The organism is Brenneria corticis (assembly GCF_003115855.1).
GTDB lineage: Bacteria > Pseudomonadota > Gammaproteobacteria > Enterobacterales > Enterobacteriaceae > Brenneria > Brenneria corticis.
The window spans coordinates 1-15,899 of record NZ_KZ819091.1 but is presented as its reverse complement, the minus strand read 5'-3'; the positions used below and the strand labels follow the sequence as shown (position 1 = coordinate 15,899).

Here is a 15,899-nt window from a genome sequence, read left to right as displayed (position 1 = left end):
TTGATTTATGAACAGAAAGAAAATTGCTATTCTGCTACCGGCGTTATTGTTGCTGGCCCTGTTGTTGCTGTGGCAGAAAGTACAGCAGTTTGCCGCTTCGCCGCTGGCCGTCGAACAGGAAACCATTTTTACCCTCCCGGCCGGCACCGGCCGTGACGGATTGGAAAAATTACTGCTGGACCAGCATGTGATCGCCGACGGAGCCCTGTTTCCCTGGCTGCTGCGCACTGAGCCGGAACTGGCGAACTTCAAGGCGGGAACCTACCGTTTTACGCCGGCGATGACGGTTCGCGAAATGCTGGCGCTGTTATCCAGCGGCAAAGAGGCGCAGTTCGCCATTCGTTTTGTTGAAGGCTCCCGCCTGAAGGAATGGCTCGAAACGCTGCGTCAGTCTCCCTATATTAAGCACACGCTGGCGGATAAAAGCGTGCGCGAGATTGCCGAACTGCTGGAGATAAAGGATAAACCCAATCCGGAAGGGTGGTTCTATCCCGATACCTATATGTACACCGCCGATACGGCCGACAGCGCCTTGCTGCAACGCGCCCATCAGCGCATGAAGAAAACGGTGGACGAGGTATGGAAAGGGCGTGAGGATGGGTTACCGTATAAAACGCCCGATGAGCTGTTAACCATGGCATCGGTCATCGAGAAAGAGACGGCGGTCAGCGCAGAACGCCCGCAGGTGGCGTCCGTTTTCGTCAACCGCCTGCGCGTCGGTATGCGTTTGCAAACCGATCCGACGGTTATTTACGGCATGGGTGACGCCTATACGGGCGTGATTACCCGCAAGGCGCTGGATACGCCGACGCCCTACAATACCTACGTGATTTCCGGTTTACCGCCGACGCCGATAGCCATGCCGGGAAAAGCGTCGCTGGACGCGGCCGCTCATCCGGCTAAAACGTCGTACCTTTACTTTGTGGCCGACGGTAAAGGCGGGCACAGCTTCACAACCAACCTTGCAGACCATAATCGTGCTGTAAGGCAATACCGCTCAGCGTTAAAGGAACGGGATGGACAACAGTAAATTTATCGTCTTGGAAGGTTTGGAAGGCGCAGGGAAAACCAGCGCGCGCAACGTGGTGGTCGAGACGCTGGGCGAGTACGGCGTTGATAAGGTGATTTTTACCCGTGAACCCGGCGGTACGCCGCTGGCGGAAAAGCTGCGTGAGCTGATCAAGCAGGGGACGGCCGACGAGAAGGTGACGGATAAAGCCGAAATTCTGATGCTGTATGCCGCCCGCGTCCAACTGGTGGAAAATGTGATCAAGCCGGCGCTGGCTCAGGGAAACTGGGTGATTGGCGACCGTCACGATCTCTCCTCCCAGGCCTATCAGGGGGGAGGGCGCGGCATCGACCCGCAGTTGCTGCTGTCGCTGCGCGACGCGGTGCTGGGGGATTTTCGCCCGGATCTGACGCTGTATCTCGACTTGCCGCCGGCGCTGGGGCTGCAACGCGCCCGCCAGCGCGGGGAACTGGACCGCATCGAGCAGGAGTCGTTCGCCTTTTTTGAACGAACCCGCGCCCGCTATCAGGCGTTGGCGGCGCAGGACCGCAGCATCATCACCATCGATGCGTCGCAGCCGATGGCAAACGTCCGCGCCGACATTCAGGCGGTATTACGCCAGTGGCTGCGAAATCAGGGATTGCACCCGCGGGAGCGCGCCTGATGGACTGGTATCCGTGGCTTAACGCGTCATACCGCCAGTTGATCGGCCAATACCAGGCGGGGCGAGGGCACCACGCCATCTTGCTGCATGCTTTATCCGGCATGGGGGAGGACTCGCTGGTTTATGCGCTGAGCCGCTGGCTGATGTGCCAGCGCCCGGACGGGATGAAAAGTTGCGGTAAGTGCCATTCCTGTCATCTGATGATCGCCGGGACGCACCCTGACTGGTATGTGTTGAGCCCGGAAAAAGGCAAACAGAGCCTGGGGATCGACCCGGTGCGGGAAGTGCTGGATAAGCTGTATCAGCACGCCCGACAGGGCGGCGCGAAAGTGATATGGCTGCCGTCGGCGGAGCAGCTCACCGAAGCGGCGGCCAATGCGCTGCTTAAAACCCTGGAAGAACCGCCGCAGGGGACCTATTTTTTATTTGGCTGCCGTGAACCCGCCCGTCTGTTGGCGACGCTGCGCAGCCGCTGCCTGTATCATTATCTGGGCGTTCCGGATGAAACGCACAGCATCCTGTGGCTGAATTCGCGCCATCAGCAGGATGCGCAGGCGTTGCGCACCGCGTTAAGATTGCAGGCCGGCGCCCCGCTGGCGGCGGAGAAACTGTTGCAGGCGGATCGATGGCAGCAGCGCACGGCCTTATGCCAGTCCTTCTCCGCCGCGCTCTCCTCGCACGATCTGCTGTCGCTGACGCCGCAGCTTAATCATGAAGATGCCGCCGAGCGTATTCACTGGCTGGCATCGCTGCTGCTGGATGCGGTGAAGTGGCAGCAGGGCGCGGGAGAGCATCTGGTGAATCTGGATCAGACGGCGTTGATTGAGCGTCTGGCTAATGAATCCGCCAATCCTCAGCTACAGTACGAACTGCATCAATGGTTGGCCTGCCGGCAAAAGTTGCTGACGGTAGCCGCGGTGAACCGTGAGCTATTATTAACCGAGCGATTGCTTGACGGCGAACAGAGCCTGTCCACGCCTGTCCAGCGACGCTTTCATCCCTTTTCCGCATAATCGATTTCGAGTAAATAGCATGTTGTTAGTTGATTCCCATTGCCATCTTGACGGGCTGGATTATCAGTCATTGCATAAAGACGTCGCCGACGTGCTGGATAAAGCCAAACGACGCGACGTTGGCTTCATCCTGGCGGTCGCCACCACGCTTCCCGGATTCCGCGCCATGACGCAGCTGATCGGCGAGCGGGATAACGTCGCCTTCTCCTGCGGCGTTCATCCGTTAAATCAGGATGCGCCCTACGATTACGCCGAGCTGCGCCAGCTTGCCGCGTCCGATAGCGTCGTGGCGCTGGGCGAGACGGGGTTGGATTACCACTATCAGGAAGAGACTAAAGCGCAGCAGCAGGCATCGTTTCGCGAGCACATTCGTATCGGCAACCATCTGGACAAGCCGGTTATCGTCCACACCCGCGCGGCGCGGGAAGATACGCTGGCGATTCTGCAGGAAGAGCGGGCGGAGAAATGCGGCGGCGTGCTGCACTGTTTTACCGAAGACTTAGCCACGGCGAAGACCTTGCTGGATATGGGGTTCTATATTTCGTTTTCCGGCATTGTCACATTCCGCACCGCGGAAGCGCTGCGCGAGGTGGCGCGTTATGTGCCGCTGGATCGGATGCTGATTGAAACGGATTCCCCCTGGCTGGCGCCGGTTCCTTTTCGGGGGCAGGAGAATCAGCCCGCCTATGTCCGTGATGTGGCGGAGTATTTGTCCGTGCTGAAAGGCGTAACGCTGGAGAGTCTGGCGGCGGCCACCACCGAGAATTTTTCCCGTCTGTTCCATATCGATCCGGCACGGTTGACCACCGGGTAATAGTGGTTGAGAATAGCCGAGTTTTTTTTGGGCTGTGTAATTAATAGCGATAGATGCGCACTCTGGATAAGATTTTCCTCTCCGGGGATGGGTGTTTTTTAGTCACATGTCATTAATAAGCTTAATTTATGCGCTTTTTACGCTGGCCGGCTTGTTGAAACGTGATAGCAGTCAAACACTGGCGGCGCTATTTATTTTACTCTGCGTAAAAATTAAAGGGGGCTAAGACACCCCGATAGGTAAAGGGTATTTTCCCCACCTTTACGCATATGAAGCATCAAGCAGTAAAAGTACTATTACTCAGGAGCACACTCAATTATGTTCAAGAATGCATTCGCAAACCTGCAAAAAGTAGGTAAGTCGCTAATGCTGCCGGTATCCGTATTGCCCATCGCAGGTATCCTGCTGGGCGTCGGGGCGGCAAATTTTAGCTGGCTGCCTGCCGTTGTTTCCCATGTTATGGCGGAGGCCGGCGGATCGGTTTTTGCCAATATGCCGCTGATTTTCGCTATCGGCGTGGCGCTGGGCTTCACCAATAACGATGGCGTATCGGCTCTGGCCGCGGTGGTTGCCTACGGCATCATGGTGAAAACCATGGCGGTGGTCGCCCCGCTGGTTCTGCATCTGTCGGCGGCGGAGATTGAAGCTCAGCACCTGGCGGATACCGGCGTGTTAGGCGGCATCATCGCCGGCTCCATCGCGGCTTATATGTTTAACCGCTTTTATCGTATTCAGCTGCCGGAGTACCTCGGCTTCTTCGCCGGCAAGCGTTTTGTTCCGATCATTTCCGGTCTGGCGGCGATCGTCCTGGGTATTGTGCTGTCATTTATCTGGCCGCCGGTGGGACGCGCCATTCAGGCGTTCTCCCAATGGGGCGCCTATCAGAATCCGGTAGTGGCGTTCGGCCTGTACGGCCTTGTTGAACGCTCGCTGGTGCCTTTCGGTCTGCACCACATCTGGAACGTGCCTTTCCAGATGCAGATTGGCGAATTCACCAACGCCGCCGGCCAGGTGTTCCACGGCGATATTCCCCGTTATATGGCGGGCGACCCGACCGCGGGTAAATTATCCGGCGGCTTCCTGTTCAAAATGTACGGTCTGCCGGCGGCCGCCATCGCCATCTGGCACTCCGCCAAGCCAGAGAATCGCGCCAAAGTGGGCGGTATCATGATCTCCGCGGCGCTGACCTCTTTCCTCACCGGGATCACCGAGCCTATCGAGTTCTCGTTCCTGTTCGTGGCGCCGATTCTGTATGCGATCCATGCGATTCTGGCCGGTCTGGCGTTCCCGATCTGTATCCTGCTGGATATGCGTGACGGCACCAGCTTCTCGCACGGCCTGATCGACTTTGTGGTGCTGAGCGGCAACGGCAGCAATCTGTGGCTGTTCCCGATCGTCGGTCTGGGCTATGCGTTGATTTACTACACGGTGTTCCGCGTGCTGATTGCCAAGCTGAACCTGAAAACGCCCGGTCGCGAAGACTCGTCCTCCGAACAGGTCGCTCAGGGAAGCGGCGAAAGGGCGGCGGCGCTGGTTAGCGCGTTCGGCGGTAAAGAAAACATCACCAACCTGGATGCCTGCATCACTCGTTTGCGCGTGAGCGTGGCCGATGTATCAAAAGTCGATCAGGCTGGTTTGAAACAGTTGGGCGCAGCGGGCGTCGTTGTTGCGGGTTCTGGCGTTCAGGCTATTTTCGGCACCAAGTCCGATAACCTGAAAACCGATATGGACGACTATATCCGCAATAACTGATCCATGAGTTGAAGGGGCGAAAGCCTGCTAATGCCGGACGCTAAGGTGTCCGGCATTTTTTTAATGGATATGCGGCATACATCCTTCCTTTACTCGGGATAATTCCCTTCCCATCGCCGCGTTACAACCCAGCGGCACGCCCACTACCCCTGCCGCGCCATTTCCGGCTTTAACCTAAGAAAACCAGGTTAACCCATTAAGCATTAAGTTATTTAATGTTATTCGGTGGAAATTCGCAGAAAAATTCCCTCACAGCCGCACGAGGTATTGTATTTTTTGCCTAAAATTGAACAGATACGCGGCTTGTAGCAAAATGAGGCCTTTTATGATGCTATCTGAAATTAGCCATTCATATCAATATAACTTAAGTTAACGTCTGGATTGATCTGAATCAATCCAGGCCCGGCTTCCATTTGATTTAAGTTAATTAAAATAACTATAGTTTTTTTAAAATTTTTTTATAAAAAAAGGGAATTATTCATGTCTGGTCATCGCTCAATATCTTCGCCCAAGAAGTTCATCATCGCAAAAGATCTTCTGCTGGACCCCAGCGCATATATTAAAGACTTTGGTCATCAGGCCCTTATTATCTGCGACGTTTTTTCTGGAGACGGTCAATTCAACGACTAAATTCAATCTGCAAAAAAACAATGTCGGTGGGGTTATAGAGAAATTCGCGGGCGAATGCACAAAAAGAAGTCGACCGCCTGTGTCAAATAAGAGAAAAAAACGGTTGCGACGTCATCGTTTAACGCAGTTGGTGCTGGAAAATGCGCCGCAAACAGAGCTGGAAGAAGTCATCAAGATTATCAAGATCGCCAAGCTGCCGCTGTGCCTGGAAGATTTCGGGTTGATGGAATGGAAAGAAAAAGATTGGCGCGCCGTTGCTGAAGTTGCTTGCGCTGAAGGCGACACGATGATCAACATGGTAAAAAAAGTCACGGCCAACGATGTCTATGACGCCATGAAGATTGCAGACTCGCTGGGTAAATACTATCGCGATAAATAAGCGGCCAATACCGATCGCCCGAGGGGGATTGACCGGCTGATAGCGTAAAAAAGGTTCATGACTTGCATGGACCTTTTTTATGGCGTCGCTGGCGAAATATCCATTTGCGACACAAATAGACGAAGAAGGTTGAAAGAAATGGAATATGTCACTCATACTGCCTACACGAGTTTGATCTGCGCTGGTTTTAAAAAGGAAATCAATCATGGCTGAAGAAACCATTTTTAGTAAAATTATCCGCCGGGAAATTCCTGCCGATATCGTCTATCAGGATGAACTGGTGACCGCCTTTCGCGACATTGCGCCACGCATGCCGACCCATATTCTCATCGTGCCCAACGTATTGATCCCCACCGTTAATGACGCGACGGCCGAACATGAAGCCGCGCTGGGGAGGATGATTACGGTTGCCGGGAAAATCGCCCGCCAGGAGGGAATTGCGGATGACGGCTATCGCCTGATTATCAACTGCAACCGGCACGGCGGGCAGGAGGTTTACCATGTCCATCTGCACCTGCTCGGCGGCCGCCCTTTAGGGCCTCTGCTGGCCGAGCGGACATAATCCGCCGATGCGCAATCCGCTGAGTCGATGTCTGTCGGTACTGTTGATGCTGGGGGTGCTGGCCGGTTGCGGCGCCCCCAGGGTGCTCACCATCAATGAACGCCAGACGCTGGTGCTGGATGCGCCGCTGCTGTCGGCGGGCATTACCGCCGGTAATCCTTCACTGGCTACGAAGAACGGTGAAAAACGCGCGTCTTCCGTGGTCAGCAATAGCACGCGACGGCCGGTCACCGTACATTATCGTTTCTATTGGTATGACGACAACGGCTTGGACGTATTGCCTTATGAAGCAGCCCGAACCATAGTGATCCCGCCCGAGACGGAAATCAGCGTGGTTTCAACGCGCGGCAATCCTGATGTGCGCCAGGTTCGCCTTCATCTGTTTTTATAATGGTGTGTTGAGAGAGGAAGCATGAAAAAATATCTATGGGTAGTGCTGGCGGCGCTGGTGTTGACGGGGTGTCCCAGCCGACCGCCGGAGCCCACGGAGCCGCCCGCGACCATTGAGCCGGTAGAGCCGGAGGTCCCGACAACGCCGCCGCCGGGCGAGCCGGTTCCGCCGCCGCCTAAAATCCAGACGCTGAATTGGGACGCCAGCATTAATCCGCTGGTCGCCCAGATGTTGCAGGCTGATGGCGTGGCGCCGGGCAGTATCCTGTTGCTGGATAGCGTAAAAAACAACACCAACGGGGCGTTGCCGACGGCGAAAGCCAATAGCGCGCTGTATAATGCGCTGTCGGCCGGCAATACCTTTACGCTGGTGCCGCGGGAACAGGTGAACGCCGCCAAGCAAACGCTGGGGCTGTCGGTTGACGATAGCCTGGGATCGCGCAGCAAGGCGATCGGTCTGGCTCGTTATGTCAGCGCGCAGTATGTGCTTTACAGCGACGTGAGCGGCGATGTGAAATCACCGGTGCTGGATATGCAACTGATGCTGGTGCAGACCGGCGAAATCGTCTGGTCGGGAAATGGCGAAGTCCAACGTTGAACAACAGCTTACCGCTGTTATCAGTAAGCACTTTCCGGCGGCCGAGTCCGCCGGTTTTCATTTATCTCCCATCGGCGGATTAAGCAGCGAAAGCTGGCGCATCCGCTCGGAACAATTCGACGGGCTGGCGCGTCCGCAGTCGGCATCCGGGCGCCTGTCGGGCAGCGATCGGCAGCGTGAGTTTCGTCTGCTGCGGCAGATGGCGCGTGTGGGACTGGCGCCGCGTCCGTTGTTGTGGCGGGACGGCTGGCTGATTATCGAGTGGGCGGCGGGCCGCGCGGCGACGGCGGCGGAGTTTTCCGCCGCGCTGAGCGATGGCGAACTGGCCGGTTATCTCGCCCGTATTCATCAGCGGCCGCCCAGCGGTCATCCGCTGGCCTTGAAGCCGCTGTTCGCCCGCCACTGGCAGCAGATGGACCGCCGTCGGCGTTCACCGACGCTGTTGCGGCTTCATCGCCATTTCCAGCGCCTGGCGCTCCCCAAGCCGCTGGCGATTGCGCCGCTGCATCTGGACGTGCATGCGGACAACCTGTTGCTGACCGATAAGCGGATGATGCTTATCGATTGGGAGTATGCGGCGGATGGCGATATCGCGCTGGAGCTGGCGTTTATTGTGCGCGCCAATCGGCTGGATGGCGAAACGCAGCGGCGTTTCCTGCAACGCTATCACCAGCGGCGCCCGGGATTTTCCGTCGCGCGCCTGCAACGGCATACCGCGCAGTGGCTGCCGTGGGTCGATTATCTGACGCTGATGTGGTTCGAAATACGCTGGCGGCAGACAGGGCAGGAGAAGTTTCTGCAAGCGCTGGCGCCGCTGCGCCGGCGCCTGGGAATAGCGGAGTGACGACGCACGCGTACAACATCGGCCCGATAGCGCATCAGGCTGGCATATCAATCAAATCAAGTAATCAATGAGGTTTTCCTTGGGTCCGGTAATGTTAGATGTCGCCAGCTATGAGCTGGATGCTGAAGATCGCGACGTATTAGCCCATCCGCTGGTTGGCGGCGTCATTTTATTCAGCCGAAATTTTCATGATGCGCAACAGCTGCGTGAACTGGTGCGGCAAATCCGTGCGGCGTCGCGTGAGCGTCTGGTGGTGGCGGTGGATCAGGAGGGCGGCCGGGTGCAGCGTTTCCGGCAGGGATTTACCTCCTTGCCGGCGGCCCAGGCGTTTGCCGCGCTGAACCCCGAGCCGGAAGCGTGCCGGCTGGCGCAAGAGGCCGGCTGGGTGATGGCGTCGGAGATGATCGCCATGGATATTGATATCAGCTTTGCGCCGGTGCTGGATATCGGCCACCAGAGCGCGGCGATAGGCGAACGGTCGTTTCATGCGCGGCCGGAAATAGCGCTGCTGATGGCGCAGCGCTTTATCGCCGGAATGCACGAAGCGGGAATGAAGGCGACGGGGAAACATTTTCCCGGCCACGGCGCGGTCAGCGCGGACTCGCATAAAGAGACGCCGTGCGATCCCCGGCCGCTGGATGAAATCCGCGCCCGTGATATGCTGATCTTCAGGGAATTGATTCAGCAGCGGCAGTTGGACGCGATAATGCCCGCCCACGTTATTTATAGCGCGGCCGACCCGCGTCCGGCCAGCGGATCGCCGTTCTGGCTCAGGCAGGTGCTGCGCCAGGAGCTGGGATTCGACGGGATTATCTTTTCTGATGACCTGTCGATGGAAGGGGCGGCGGTGATGGGAAGTTATCCGCAGCGCGCGCAGGCGTCGCTGGATGCCGGGTGCGACATGATTCTGGTGTGTAATCGCCGCGATGGGGCGATAAGCATTCTGGATAACCTGTCTGCGGTCACGGCGGATCGACTGACCAGCTTATATCATCGGGGGGCGTTCTCCCGCAGTCAGTTGCTGGAGTCGCCGCGCTGGAAGCAGGCCAATCAGGCGCTTACGGCGCTCAGCGCCCGCTGGCAAGCGCATAAAGAGAGCGGGAAATAGCTTCTTCCGCTACGCCGTGAGCGACGCGGCGTAGCAAAACAGGGGTGAGGATAGCGATGATCATCTACTTGCATGGTTTTGATTCGACCAGTCCCGGCAACCATGAGAAGGTGCTGCAACTGGAGTTTATTGATGATGACGTTCGGCTGCTGAGCTATAGCACGCTGCATCCGCGTCACGATATGCAACACCTGCTGAAGCAGGTAGATAAAATGATTCGGCAAGCCGACGATGAGCGTCCGCTGATATGCGGCGTCGGGCTGGGCGGCTTCTGGGCGGAGCGGGTCGGCTTCCTGTGCAATATCCGTCAGGTGATTTTCAATCCCAATCTTTATCCGGAGGAAAATATGGGCGGTAAAATCGATCGCCCGGAAGAGTATCTGGATATTGCGAACAAATGCGTCGCCAATTTCCGCCAGAAAAACCGTCGGCGCTGCCTGGCGATATTATCCCGCGAGGATGAAATGCTCGACAGCCGGCGCAGTGCGCAGGTGCTGGGCGATTATTATGAAATTATCTGGGATGAGGAGCAGCCGCATAAATTCAAGAATATCTCTCCCCATTTGCAACGCATAAAATTATTTAAACTGCTGGATTGAACGCCAATCGGTCATTTCCCGTTCGTCGCCGCGGCGGATACGCTCTGGTGACGTTGTCACTCTTTTTTCTCTTCTACCGCGACTAATTAACTGAAATAAAGATAAAATTTCAGGCGGTCACACCCTTGAACCGAAAATAAATTGATATATATCAATTTTGGTATGACCATATGACCCGACATGCTATTCTTGCAGCAGATAGCGTATTTAACTTATGCGAACCCTATGTAATATAAGGATATTATTATTTTACCCTTTATTAACCATTGGTTCACAATTTAGGGGGGCATTTTGACAGTACCAAGCAAAAAAATCGTTATTGTCGGCGGGGGAGCCGGCGGACTTGAATTGGCGACCAGTCTGGGCCACAAGCTGGGCCGTAAGAAAAAAGCGCAGGTTACGCTGGTCGACCGCAATCACAGCCATCTGTGGAAACCGCTGCTGCATGAGGTCGCCACCGGGTCGCTGGATGACGATATGGACGCGCTGAGCTATCTGGCTCATGCCCGCCATCATTATTTCCAGTTTCAACTGGGCATGCTGACGGATATCGATCGCCAGCAGCAGCATATCCAACTGGCTGAAATCTGCGACGATCAGGGCGAAGTATTGGTTGCCGCCCGCAAAATTCCTTATGACATTCTGGTTATCGCATTAGGCAGCACCTCCAACGACTTCGGTACGCCTGGGGTAAAAGAGCACTGCATTTTCCTGGATAACCCGAAACAGGCGCGGCGTTTCCATAATGAAATGCTGAACCTGTTCCTGAAATTCACCGCCCGGACGGATGAAAAAGAGCGGGTCAATATCGCCATCGTGGGCGGCGGCGCCACCGGGGTGGAACTCTCCGCGGAGCTGCACAACGCGGTGAAACAGCTGCACAGCTACGGCTTTGACGGCCTGGATAAAGAGACGCTGAATGTGACGCTGGTGGAAGCGGGAGAACGTATTCTGCCGGCATTGCCCGCGCGCATTTCCGCGGCCGCCCATCAGGAGCTGAGCAATATCGGCGTCAGGGTGCTGACCAACACGATGGTGACCAGCGCCGACGCGGGCGGGTTGAATACCAAAGGCGGCGAGTTTATCGAAGCCGATCTGATGGTATGGGCCGCCGGGATTAAAGCGCCTGACGCGATGAAAGAGATCGCCGGTCTGGAAACCAACCGCATCAATCAGCTGGTGGTGGAGCCGACCTTGCAGACCACCCGCGACGCCAACATTTTCGCCATTGGCGACTGCGCCTCCTGTCCGCAGGAAGGCGGCGGTTTTGTTCCGCCGCGGGCGCAGGCCGCTCACCAGATGGCATCGCGCTGCCATAGCAATATCCTGGCGCTATTGAACGGCCAGACGTTGAAACCGTACGTGTATAAAGATCACGGCTCGCTGGTTTCGCTGTCAAAATTCAGTACGGTCGGCAGCCTGATGGGCAATCTGATGCGCGGTTCGGTCATGATAGAAGGGCGCATCGCCCGTTTCGTCTATATCTCGCTATACCGTATGCATCAGATTGCGTTGCACGGCTATGTTAAAACCGGCCTGATGATGCTGGTGGGCGGTATCAATCGGGTTATTCGTCCGCGCCTTAAATTGCACTGATGCTGTCATTCTCCGCCGCCTGCCCGCCGCAGGCGGTTTTATTCCGTACCGCCCGCCATTCAGTATAAAATATCGACTATTAGCTATTCTTATTAAGATAACTCTCAAATGATGGTTTTTTGTTATCAAAAAAACATATTTGGTTAATTAGTCTTATTGCGAGAGCTAGAAACATTGTGCAGACTTCCCACTGTTTACAGGCGGCGTTGCACGCACGTCGCACATCCTGAATGGGATCATTCACATTCGGGAGGAACCACCGGGCTCATCGCGTGAAACGCGAGCTGTGCTGAATCCAGGGCCGCAGGTGGGGAATGCGTGGAAATATATTCGGGAGGTATCCTGTGAACAAATCAATGTTAGCGGGTGTAGGTATCGGTGTGGCTGCTGCATTGGGTGTGGCGGCGGTGGCGAGTATGGATGTGTTCTCATCCAAACCGCAATTTGCGCAGGTGCTTACGGCAACACCAATAAAAGAAACGGTAAAAACTCCTCGCCAGGAGTGTCGTAACGTTAGCGTCACCAATCGTCGCCCGGTTCAGGATGAACATAAAATTACCGGCTCGGTACTGGGCGCCGTGGCGGGCGGGGTGCTGGGACACCAGTTCGGCGGCGGTCGAGGCAAAGACGTGGCGACGGTCGCCGGCGCTTTGGCGGGCGGTTATGCCGGTAATAAAGTTCAGGGCAGTATGCAGGAAAATGATACCTACACGACGACACAGCAGCGTTGTCAGACCGTGTACGACAAATCACAGAAAGTGCTGGGTTATGACGTCACCTATAAGATTGGCGATCAGCAGGGCAAAATCCGTATGGACCGCGATCCCGGAACGCAGATCCCGGTGGATAAAAACGGCCAGCTGATTCTTAACCAACAGAGCTGATGCTCGCCGGCCCGACCACTTTTTTTTTCGCCGCCCTGATAGCGCAATTATCCGGGCGGCGTTTTTCTTCTATCACTCCTGACGTCTTTTAGCCTTCCTGCTGCGCATGGTGAAACTCGATTACAGAATGCGATCGTTCGGCGTTTTAAACAGCGCTTTCATATCGTCGGACATGGCGAAATTCATATTGATGTTTTTGGGCGGGATGGGCTGGGTAAACCAGCGCTGATACCATTTTTCCGCCTCACCCGAGGTTTGCGCCTGCGCGATGGTCTCATCCAACAGTTTTTTAAAGGAGGGGTCGTTTTTGCGCAGCATGCAGCCATAGGCTTCGTGAGACTGCGGCGTGCCGACGATTTCCCATTGATCGGGCTTCTTCGCCTTGGCGCGCTCGCCGGCCAGCAGCGGGTCATCCATATAAAAGGCGACCGCGCGTCCGCTTTCCAGCGTGCGGAAGGCGTCGCTGTGATCCTTGGACGAGATGATGCGCATCTGTAGCTTGTTTTTATCATTCAACTGGTTGAGCAGAATTTCGTTGGTGGTGCCGGCGGTGGTGGTGACCGGTTTTCCCGACAGATCCTGAAAATCATTGATACCGCTTCCCTTTTTGACCAGCAATTTTCCCCCGACGATAAAGATGGAGTTGGAGAAAGCGACCTGTTTCTGCCGTTCCGCATTATTGGTGGTGGAGCCGCATTCAAAATCAATGGTGCCGTTTTGCAGCAGCGGAATACGCGTCTGTGAGGTGATGGGCAGCATTTTCACCGTCAGATTGGGCTCGTTAAGCTGTTTTTTCACCGCTTCGACAATCGCATTCGCATATTCCTGCGAGTAGCCGACGACTTTCTGCTGGTTATCGTAATAGGAGAAGGGCACGGAGGATTCACGGTGCCCGACGACAATGGTACCGCTGTCCTTGATTTTTTTAAGCGTGTCGGTCGGAATCGCCCCGTTTTCGCTGCCGGCGTCCGCGCCATAGGCCGCGTGGCAGGCAAGCCCGATCAAAACCAGTGATACCCGTGTTGCTATTTTCATTATGTTCTCCGTGGTGATGTTTGAACTGCAGCCCTGATGTGTGAAGAATGCGGCGGCGCTTATGTGGGGCCGCGGGATTTCAGGGTTATAAAGCAATATTAGTGCCATATGTCGGCCTCGGACAGGCGGCGACGGCATATCCCGGGCGATGGGCGGCTGAAAACGGGCGCCGTATCGCCATAACGGCGGAAACATGAGGTTGGATAGCGGGGAGGATAAGGGCCGAGCGCTGCGCTGCACTATCAGGGAGCGCGGGTATGCACCATAAGCAGGGACAATACTGCCGGAGGGGCATCTCAGGGATAGCCTTATCCGGCATGATGGGTTAATCGCGGAACAAAATCTCCGCCCAACGGGCCAGTCCGGCGGTGACCGAGCCGAAGTCGTCGCCGCCGGCGAGGGGGATGCCGGGCAGCAACTGCGCGATGGCCTGGCGCAGCAGCGGCGAACGGGCGCTGCCGCCGGTCAGATAGATAACCTGCGGACGGGTTTGGCTGCTCTTCAGCGCCAGCTCGATCTGCTGCTGAATGCGCAGCAACGGCTGAGCGATGGCGGCGCTCAGCTGGCTATTGTCGATGGCGGCGGTGACGCCCGGTTCGACAAAGTGCAGGTCGGCGCTGGCGAGTGCGGCGTCGGACAAGATGATTTTGCTCTCTTCCGCCAGTTGCACCAGACGATAGCCCAGCCGCTGGCGCCACACGGTCAGCAAACGTTTTACCGCCTCGGGCTGCCGGGCGTCGCGTATCATTTCGTTGATTAGCGTTCGGCACGCCGGGCTGTAAAAGTCTTTCTGCGCGGGGATATCGTTAATCGCCACCGCATTCCACCAGGGCTGCGCGGGAAGGGGGATGCCTTTCTCCGTCAGGCCGTTCAGCCCCAGCAGCGGCATCAGCTGCTTGAAGGCCAGCATGATATCCAGATCGTTGCCGCCCACCCGGCAGCCGCTGTGCCCCAACAGGCATTGCTGCCGGTCGCGTCGTCGATGCCACTCGGGGCCCATCAGCAGCATCGAGCAGTCGGTGGTGCCGCCGCCGATATCCACCACCAGCACGCGGGTCTCTTTATCGAGCCTGGCTTCAAAGTCCAGCCCGGCGGCGACCGGTTCAAACTGAAACATCACCTGCTGAAAACCGGCGCGCCGGGCGGCGCGTTGCAGAATACCCAGCGCCTGCCGATTAGCCTCTTCTCCGCCGCTGCTCTGAAAGTTAACCGGGCGGCCGATCACCGCCCGGGTGACGGGTTGGGCGAGCTGCCGCTCGGCCCGCCGGCGAATATGCAACATCATGGCGCAGACCAGATCTTCGAACAGGGCGATCTGCTGAGGCTTCAGGCCGCTGGCGCCAAGAAAGGACTTGGGTGACTTAACGAACCAGGTTTCCTGCGGATCGGCGATATAGTGCCGCAACGCGTCCCGCCCGAACTTCACGCTGTCCGGCTGAACGCGGATATCCTCGTCGCGGTTATAGCCGATGGCGCGCCGCAGCAAAAGGGCGCTTTCGCCGCTGGCTTCGACCTGATGATGGCGCCACAGCCATTCGCTGACGGCTTCGCGCACCGGGGCGCAGAGCAGCGAGGATAAATACGGGGAGTCGTTTTCCAGCGGCACCAGCCGTGGCGCGCCGTCTTGCGCCACCGCCACGGAACAATTGGCCGTGCCATAGTCAAAACCGATAAACATCCTGAATCACCCATGCCAAGGAAAAAGGGTGGGGACTTTACTGCGTTACTCCGCGGGTTGTAAAGGGGGATATGCGCAATCGCCCATCGGCGGCCAGATTTAAAGAATGAAAAAAAACGTTATATAATCAAAAATTTTAATACCATCGATTATATTTTATGTAAAAAAACGAAACAATTATAATCCAGATGATGATAAGTGGGGCTGAGTAGGTCGGAATGAAATTAAGAAAAAAATAAGCGCCAAGCACTATAAATGCAACAGGAGCCAGATATATGAAAGATTGCAATAGCCATAATATGTATTAGCTCAGACCTGATCTGACAGTTACCGGTTATTTATAC

The 15,899-nt window shown here is 56.2% G+C and carries 17 protein-coding genes; 15 read left to right on the top strand and 2 right to left on the bottom strand.

Annotation, left to right across the window (positions count from 1 at the left end; genetic code table 11):
• Positions 1–7 precede the first annotated feature (7 nt).
• The 15 genes from mltG (at position 8) to DDT56_RS19145 (ending at position 12,842) form a co-directional block, all read left to right on the top strand.
• The gene (gene mltG / locus DDT56_RS19210) at positions 8–1,030 is read left to right on the top strand and encodes an endolytic transglycosylase MltG (RefSeq protein WP_136168017.1); all 1,023 of its coding nucleotides are present in this window, start codon (positions 8–10) and stop codon (positions 1,028–1,030) included.
• Complete coding sequence (gene tmk, locus DDT56_RS19205) at positions 1,017–1,673, top strand: dTMP kinase (RefSeq protein WP_136168016.1); 657 nt, start codon at positions 1,017–1,019, stop codon at positions 1,671–1,673. The genes mltG and tmk overlap by 14 nt, the downstream gene beginning before the upstream one ends.
• Positions 1,673–2,686 (top strand): DNA polymerase III subunit delta', encoded by a 1,014-nt coding sequence (gene holB / locus DDT56_RS19200; protein ID WP_136168015.1) that lies wholly within the window; start codon positions 1,673–1,675, stop codon positions 2,684–2,686. The genes tmk and holB overlap by 1 nt, the downstream gene beginning before the upstream one ends.
• Before the next feature lie 19 nt (positions 2,687–2,705).
• Positions 2,706–3,500, top strand: coding sequence for a metal-dependent hydrolase (locus tag DDT56_RS19195; protein ID WP_136168014.1), 795 nt, complete (start codon positions 2,706–2,708; stop codon positions 3,498–3,500).
• Positions 3,501–3,818: 318 nt separating this feature from the next.
• Complete coding sequence (gene ptsG / locus DDT56_RS19190) at positions 3,819–5,252, top strand: PTS glucose transporter subunit IIBC (protein WP_136168013.1); 1,434 nt, start codon at positions 3,819–3,821, stop codon at positions 5,250–5,252.
• Between the two features lie 480 nt (positions 5,253–5,732).
• Entirely contained in the window at positions 5,733–5,882 is a 150-nt protein-coding gene (locus DDT56_RS24425; RefSeq protein WP_168197651.1) for a hypothetical protein, read from the top strand.
• A 79-nt stretch (positions 5,883–5,961) separates the two neighbouring features.
• A complete protein-coding gene (locus DDT56_RS19185) occupies positions 5,962–6,261 on the top strand; it encodes a dehydroquinate synthase/iron-containing alcohol dehydrogenase family protein (RefSeq protein WP_136168012.1) in 300 nt (99 codons plus the stop codon).
• 205 nt (positions 6,262–6,466) lie between these two features.
• Positions 6,467–6,823: a purine nucleoside phosphoramidase gene (gene hinT / locus DDT56_RS19180; protein ID WP_136168011.1), complete on the top strand. Its 357-nt coding sequence runs from the start codon at positions 6,467–6,469 to the stop codon at positions 6,821–6,823.
• Between the two features lie 7 nt (positions 6,824–6,830).
• Positions 6,831–7,214 carry a YcfL family putative periplasmic lipoprotein gene (locus DDT56_RS19175; RefSeq protein WP_136168010.1) on the top strand — a complete coding sequence of 128 codons (384 nt, stop codon included), beginning with the start codon at positions 6,831–6,833 and terminating at the stop codon, positions 7,212–7,214.
• Positions 7,215–7,235: 21 nt separating this feature from the next.
• Positions 7,236–7,811: a penicillin-binding protein activator LpoB gene (gene lpoB / locus DDT56_RS19170; RefSeq protein ID WP_136168009.1), complete on the top strand. Its 576-nt coding sequence runs from the start codon at positions 7,236–7,238 to the stop codon at positions 7,809–7,811.
• Positions 7,792–8,655, top strand: a complete 864-nt coding sequence (locus tag DDT56_RS19165; protein WP_136168008.1) for a phosphotransferase — start codon at positions 7,792–7,794, stop codon at positions 8,653–8,655. The genes lpoB and DDT56_RS19165 overlap by 20 nt, the downstream gene beginning before the upstream one ends.
• Positions 8,656–8,734: 79 nt before the next feature.
• Positions 8,735–9,763 (top strand): beta-N-acetylhexosaminidase, encoded by a 1,029-nt coding sequence (nagZ, locus tag DDT56_RS19160; protein ID WP_136168076.1) that lies wholly within the window; start codon positions 8,735–8,737, stop codon positions 9,761–9,763.
• A gap of 56 nt (positions 9,764–9,819) precedes the next feature.
• Positions 9,820–10,362 carry an alpha/beta hydrolase YcfP gene (gene ycfP / locus DDT56_RS19155; RefSeq protein WP_136168007.1) on the top strand — a complete coding sequence of 181 codons (543 nt, stop codon included), beginning with the start codon at positions 9,820–9,822 and terminating at the stop codon, positions 10,360–10,362.
• Positions 10,363–10,653: 291 nt separating this feature from the next.
• Positions 10,654–11,958 carry an NAD(P)/FAD-dependent oxidoreductase gene (locus DDT56_RS19150; protein ID WP_136168006.1) on the top strand — a complete coding sequence of 435 codons (1,305 nt, stop codon included), beginning with the start codon at positions 10,654–10,656 and terminating at the stop codon, positions 11,956–11,958.
• A 344-nt stretch (positions 11,959–12,302) separates the two neighbouring features.
• Positions 12,303–12,842: a glycine zipper 2TM domain-containing protein gene (locus DDT56_RS19145; protein ID WP_136168005.1), complete on the top strand. Its 540-nt coding sequence runs from the start codon at positions 12,303–12,305 to the stop codon at positions 12,840–12,842.
• 120 nt (positions 12,843–12,962) lie between these two features.
• Here DDT56_RS19145 and DDT56_RS19140 read toward each other — a convergent pair whose 3' ends face one another.
• Together DDT56_RS19140 and yegD are read right to left on the bottom strand one after the other, a co-directional pair.
• Complete coding sequence (locus DDT56_RS19140; protein WP_136168004.1) at positions 12,963–13,877, bottom strand: glutamate/aspartate ABC transporter substrate-binding protein; 915 nt, start codon at positions 13,875–13,877, stop codon at positions 12,963–12,965.
• Between the two features lie 325 nt (positions 13,878–14,202).
• Positions 14,203–15,555, bottom strand: coding sequence for a molecular chaperone (gene yegD / locus DDT56_RS19135; RefSeq protein ID WP_136168003.1), 1,353 nt, complete (start codon positions 15,553–15,555; stop codon positions 14,203–14,205).
• Positions 15,556–15,899 lie beyond the last annotated feature (344 nt).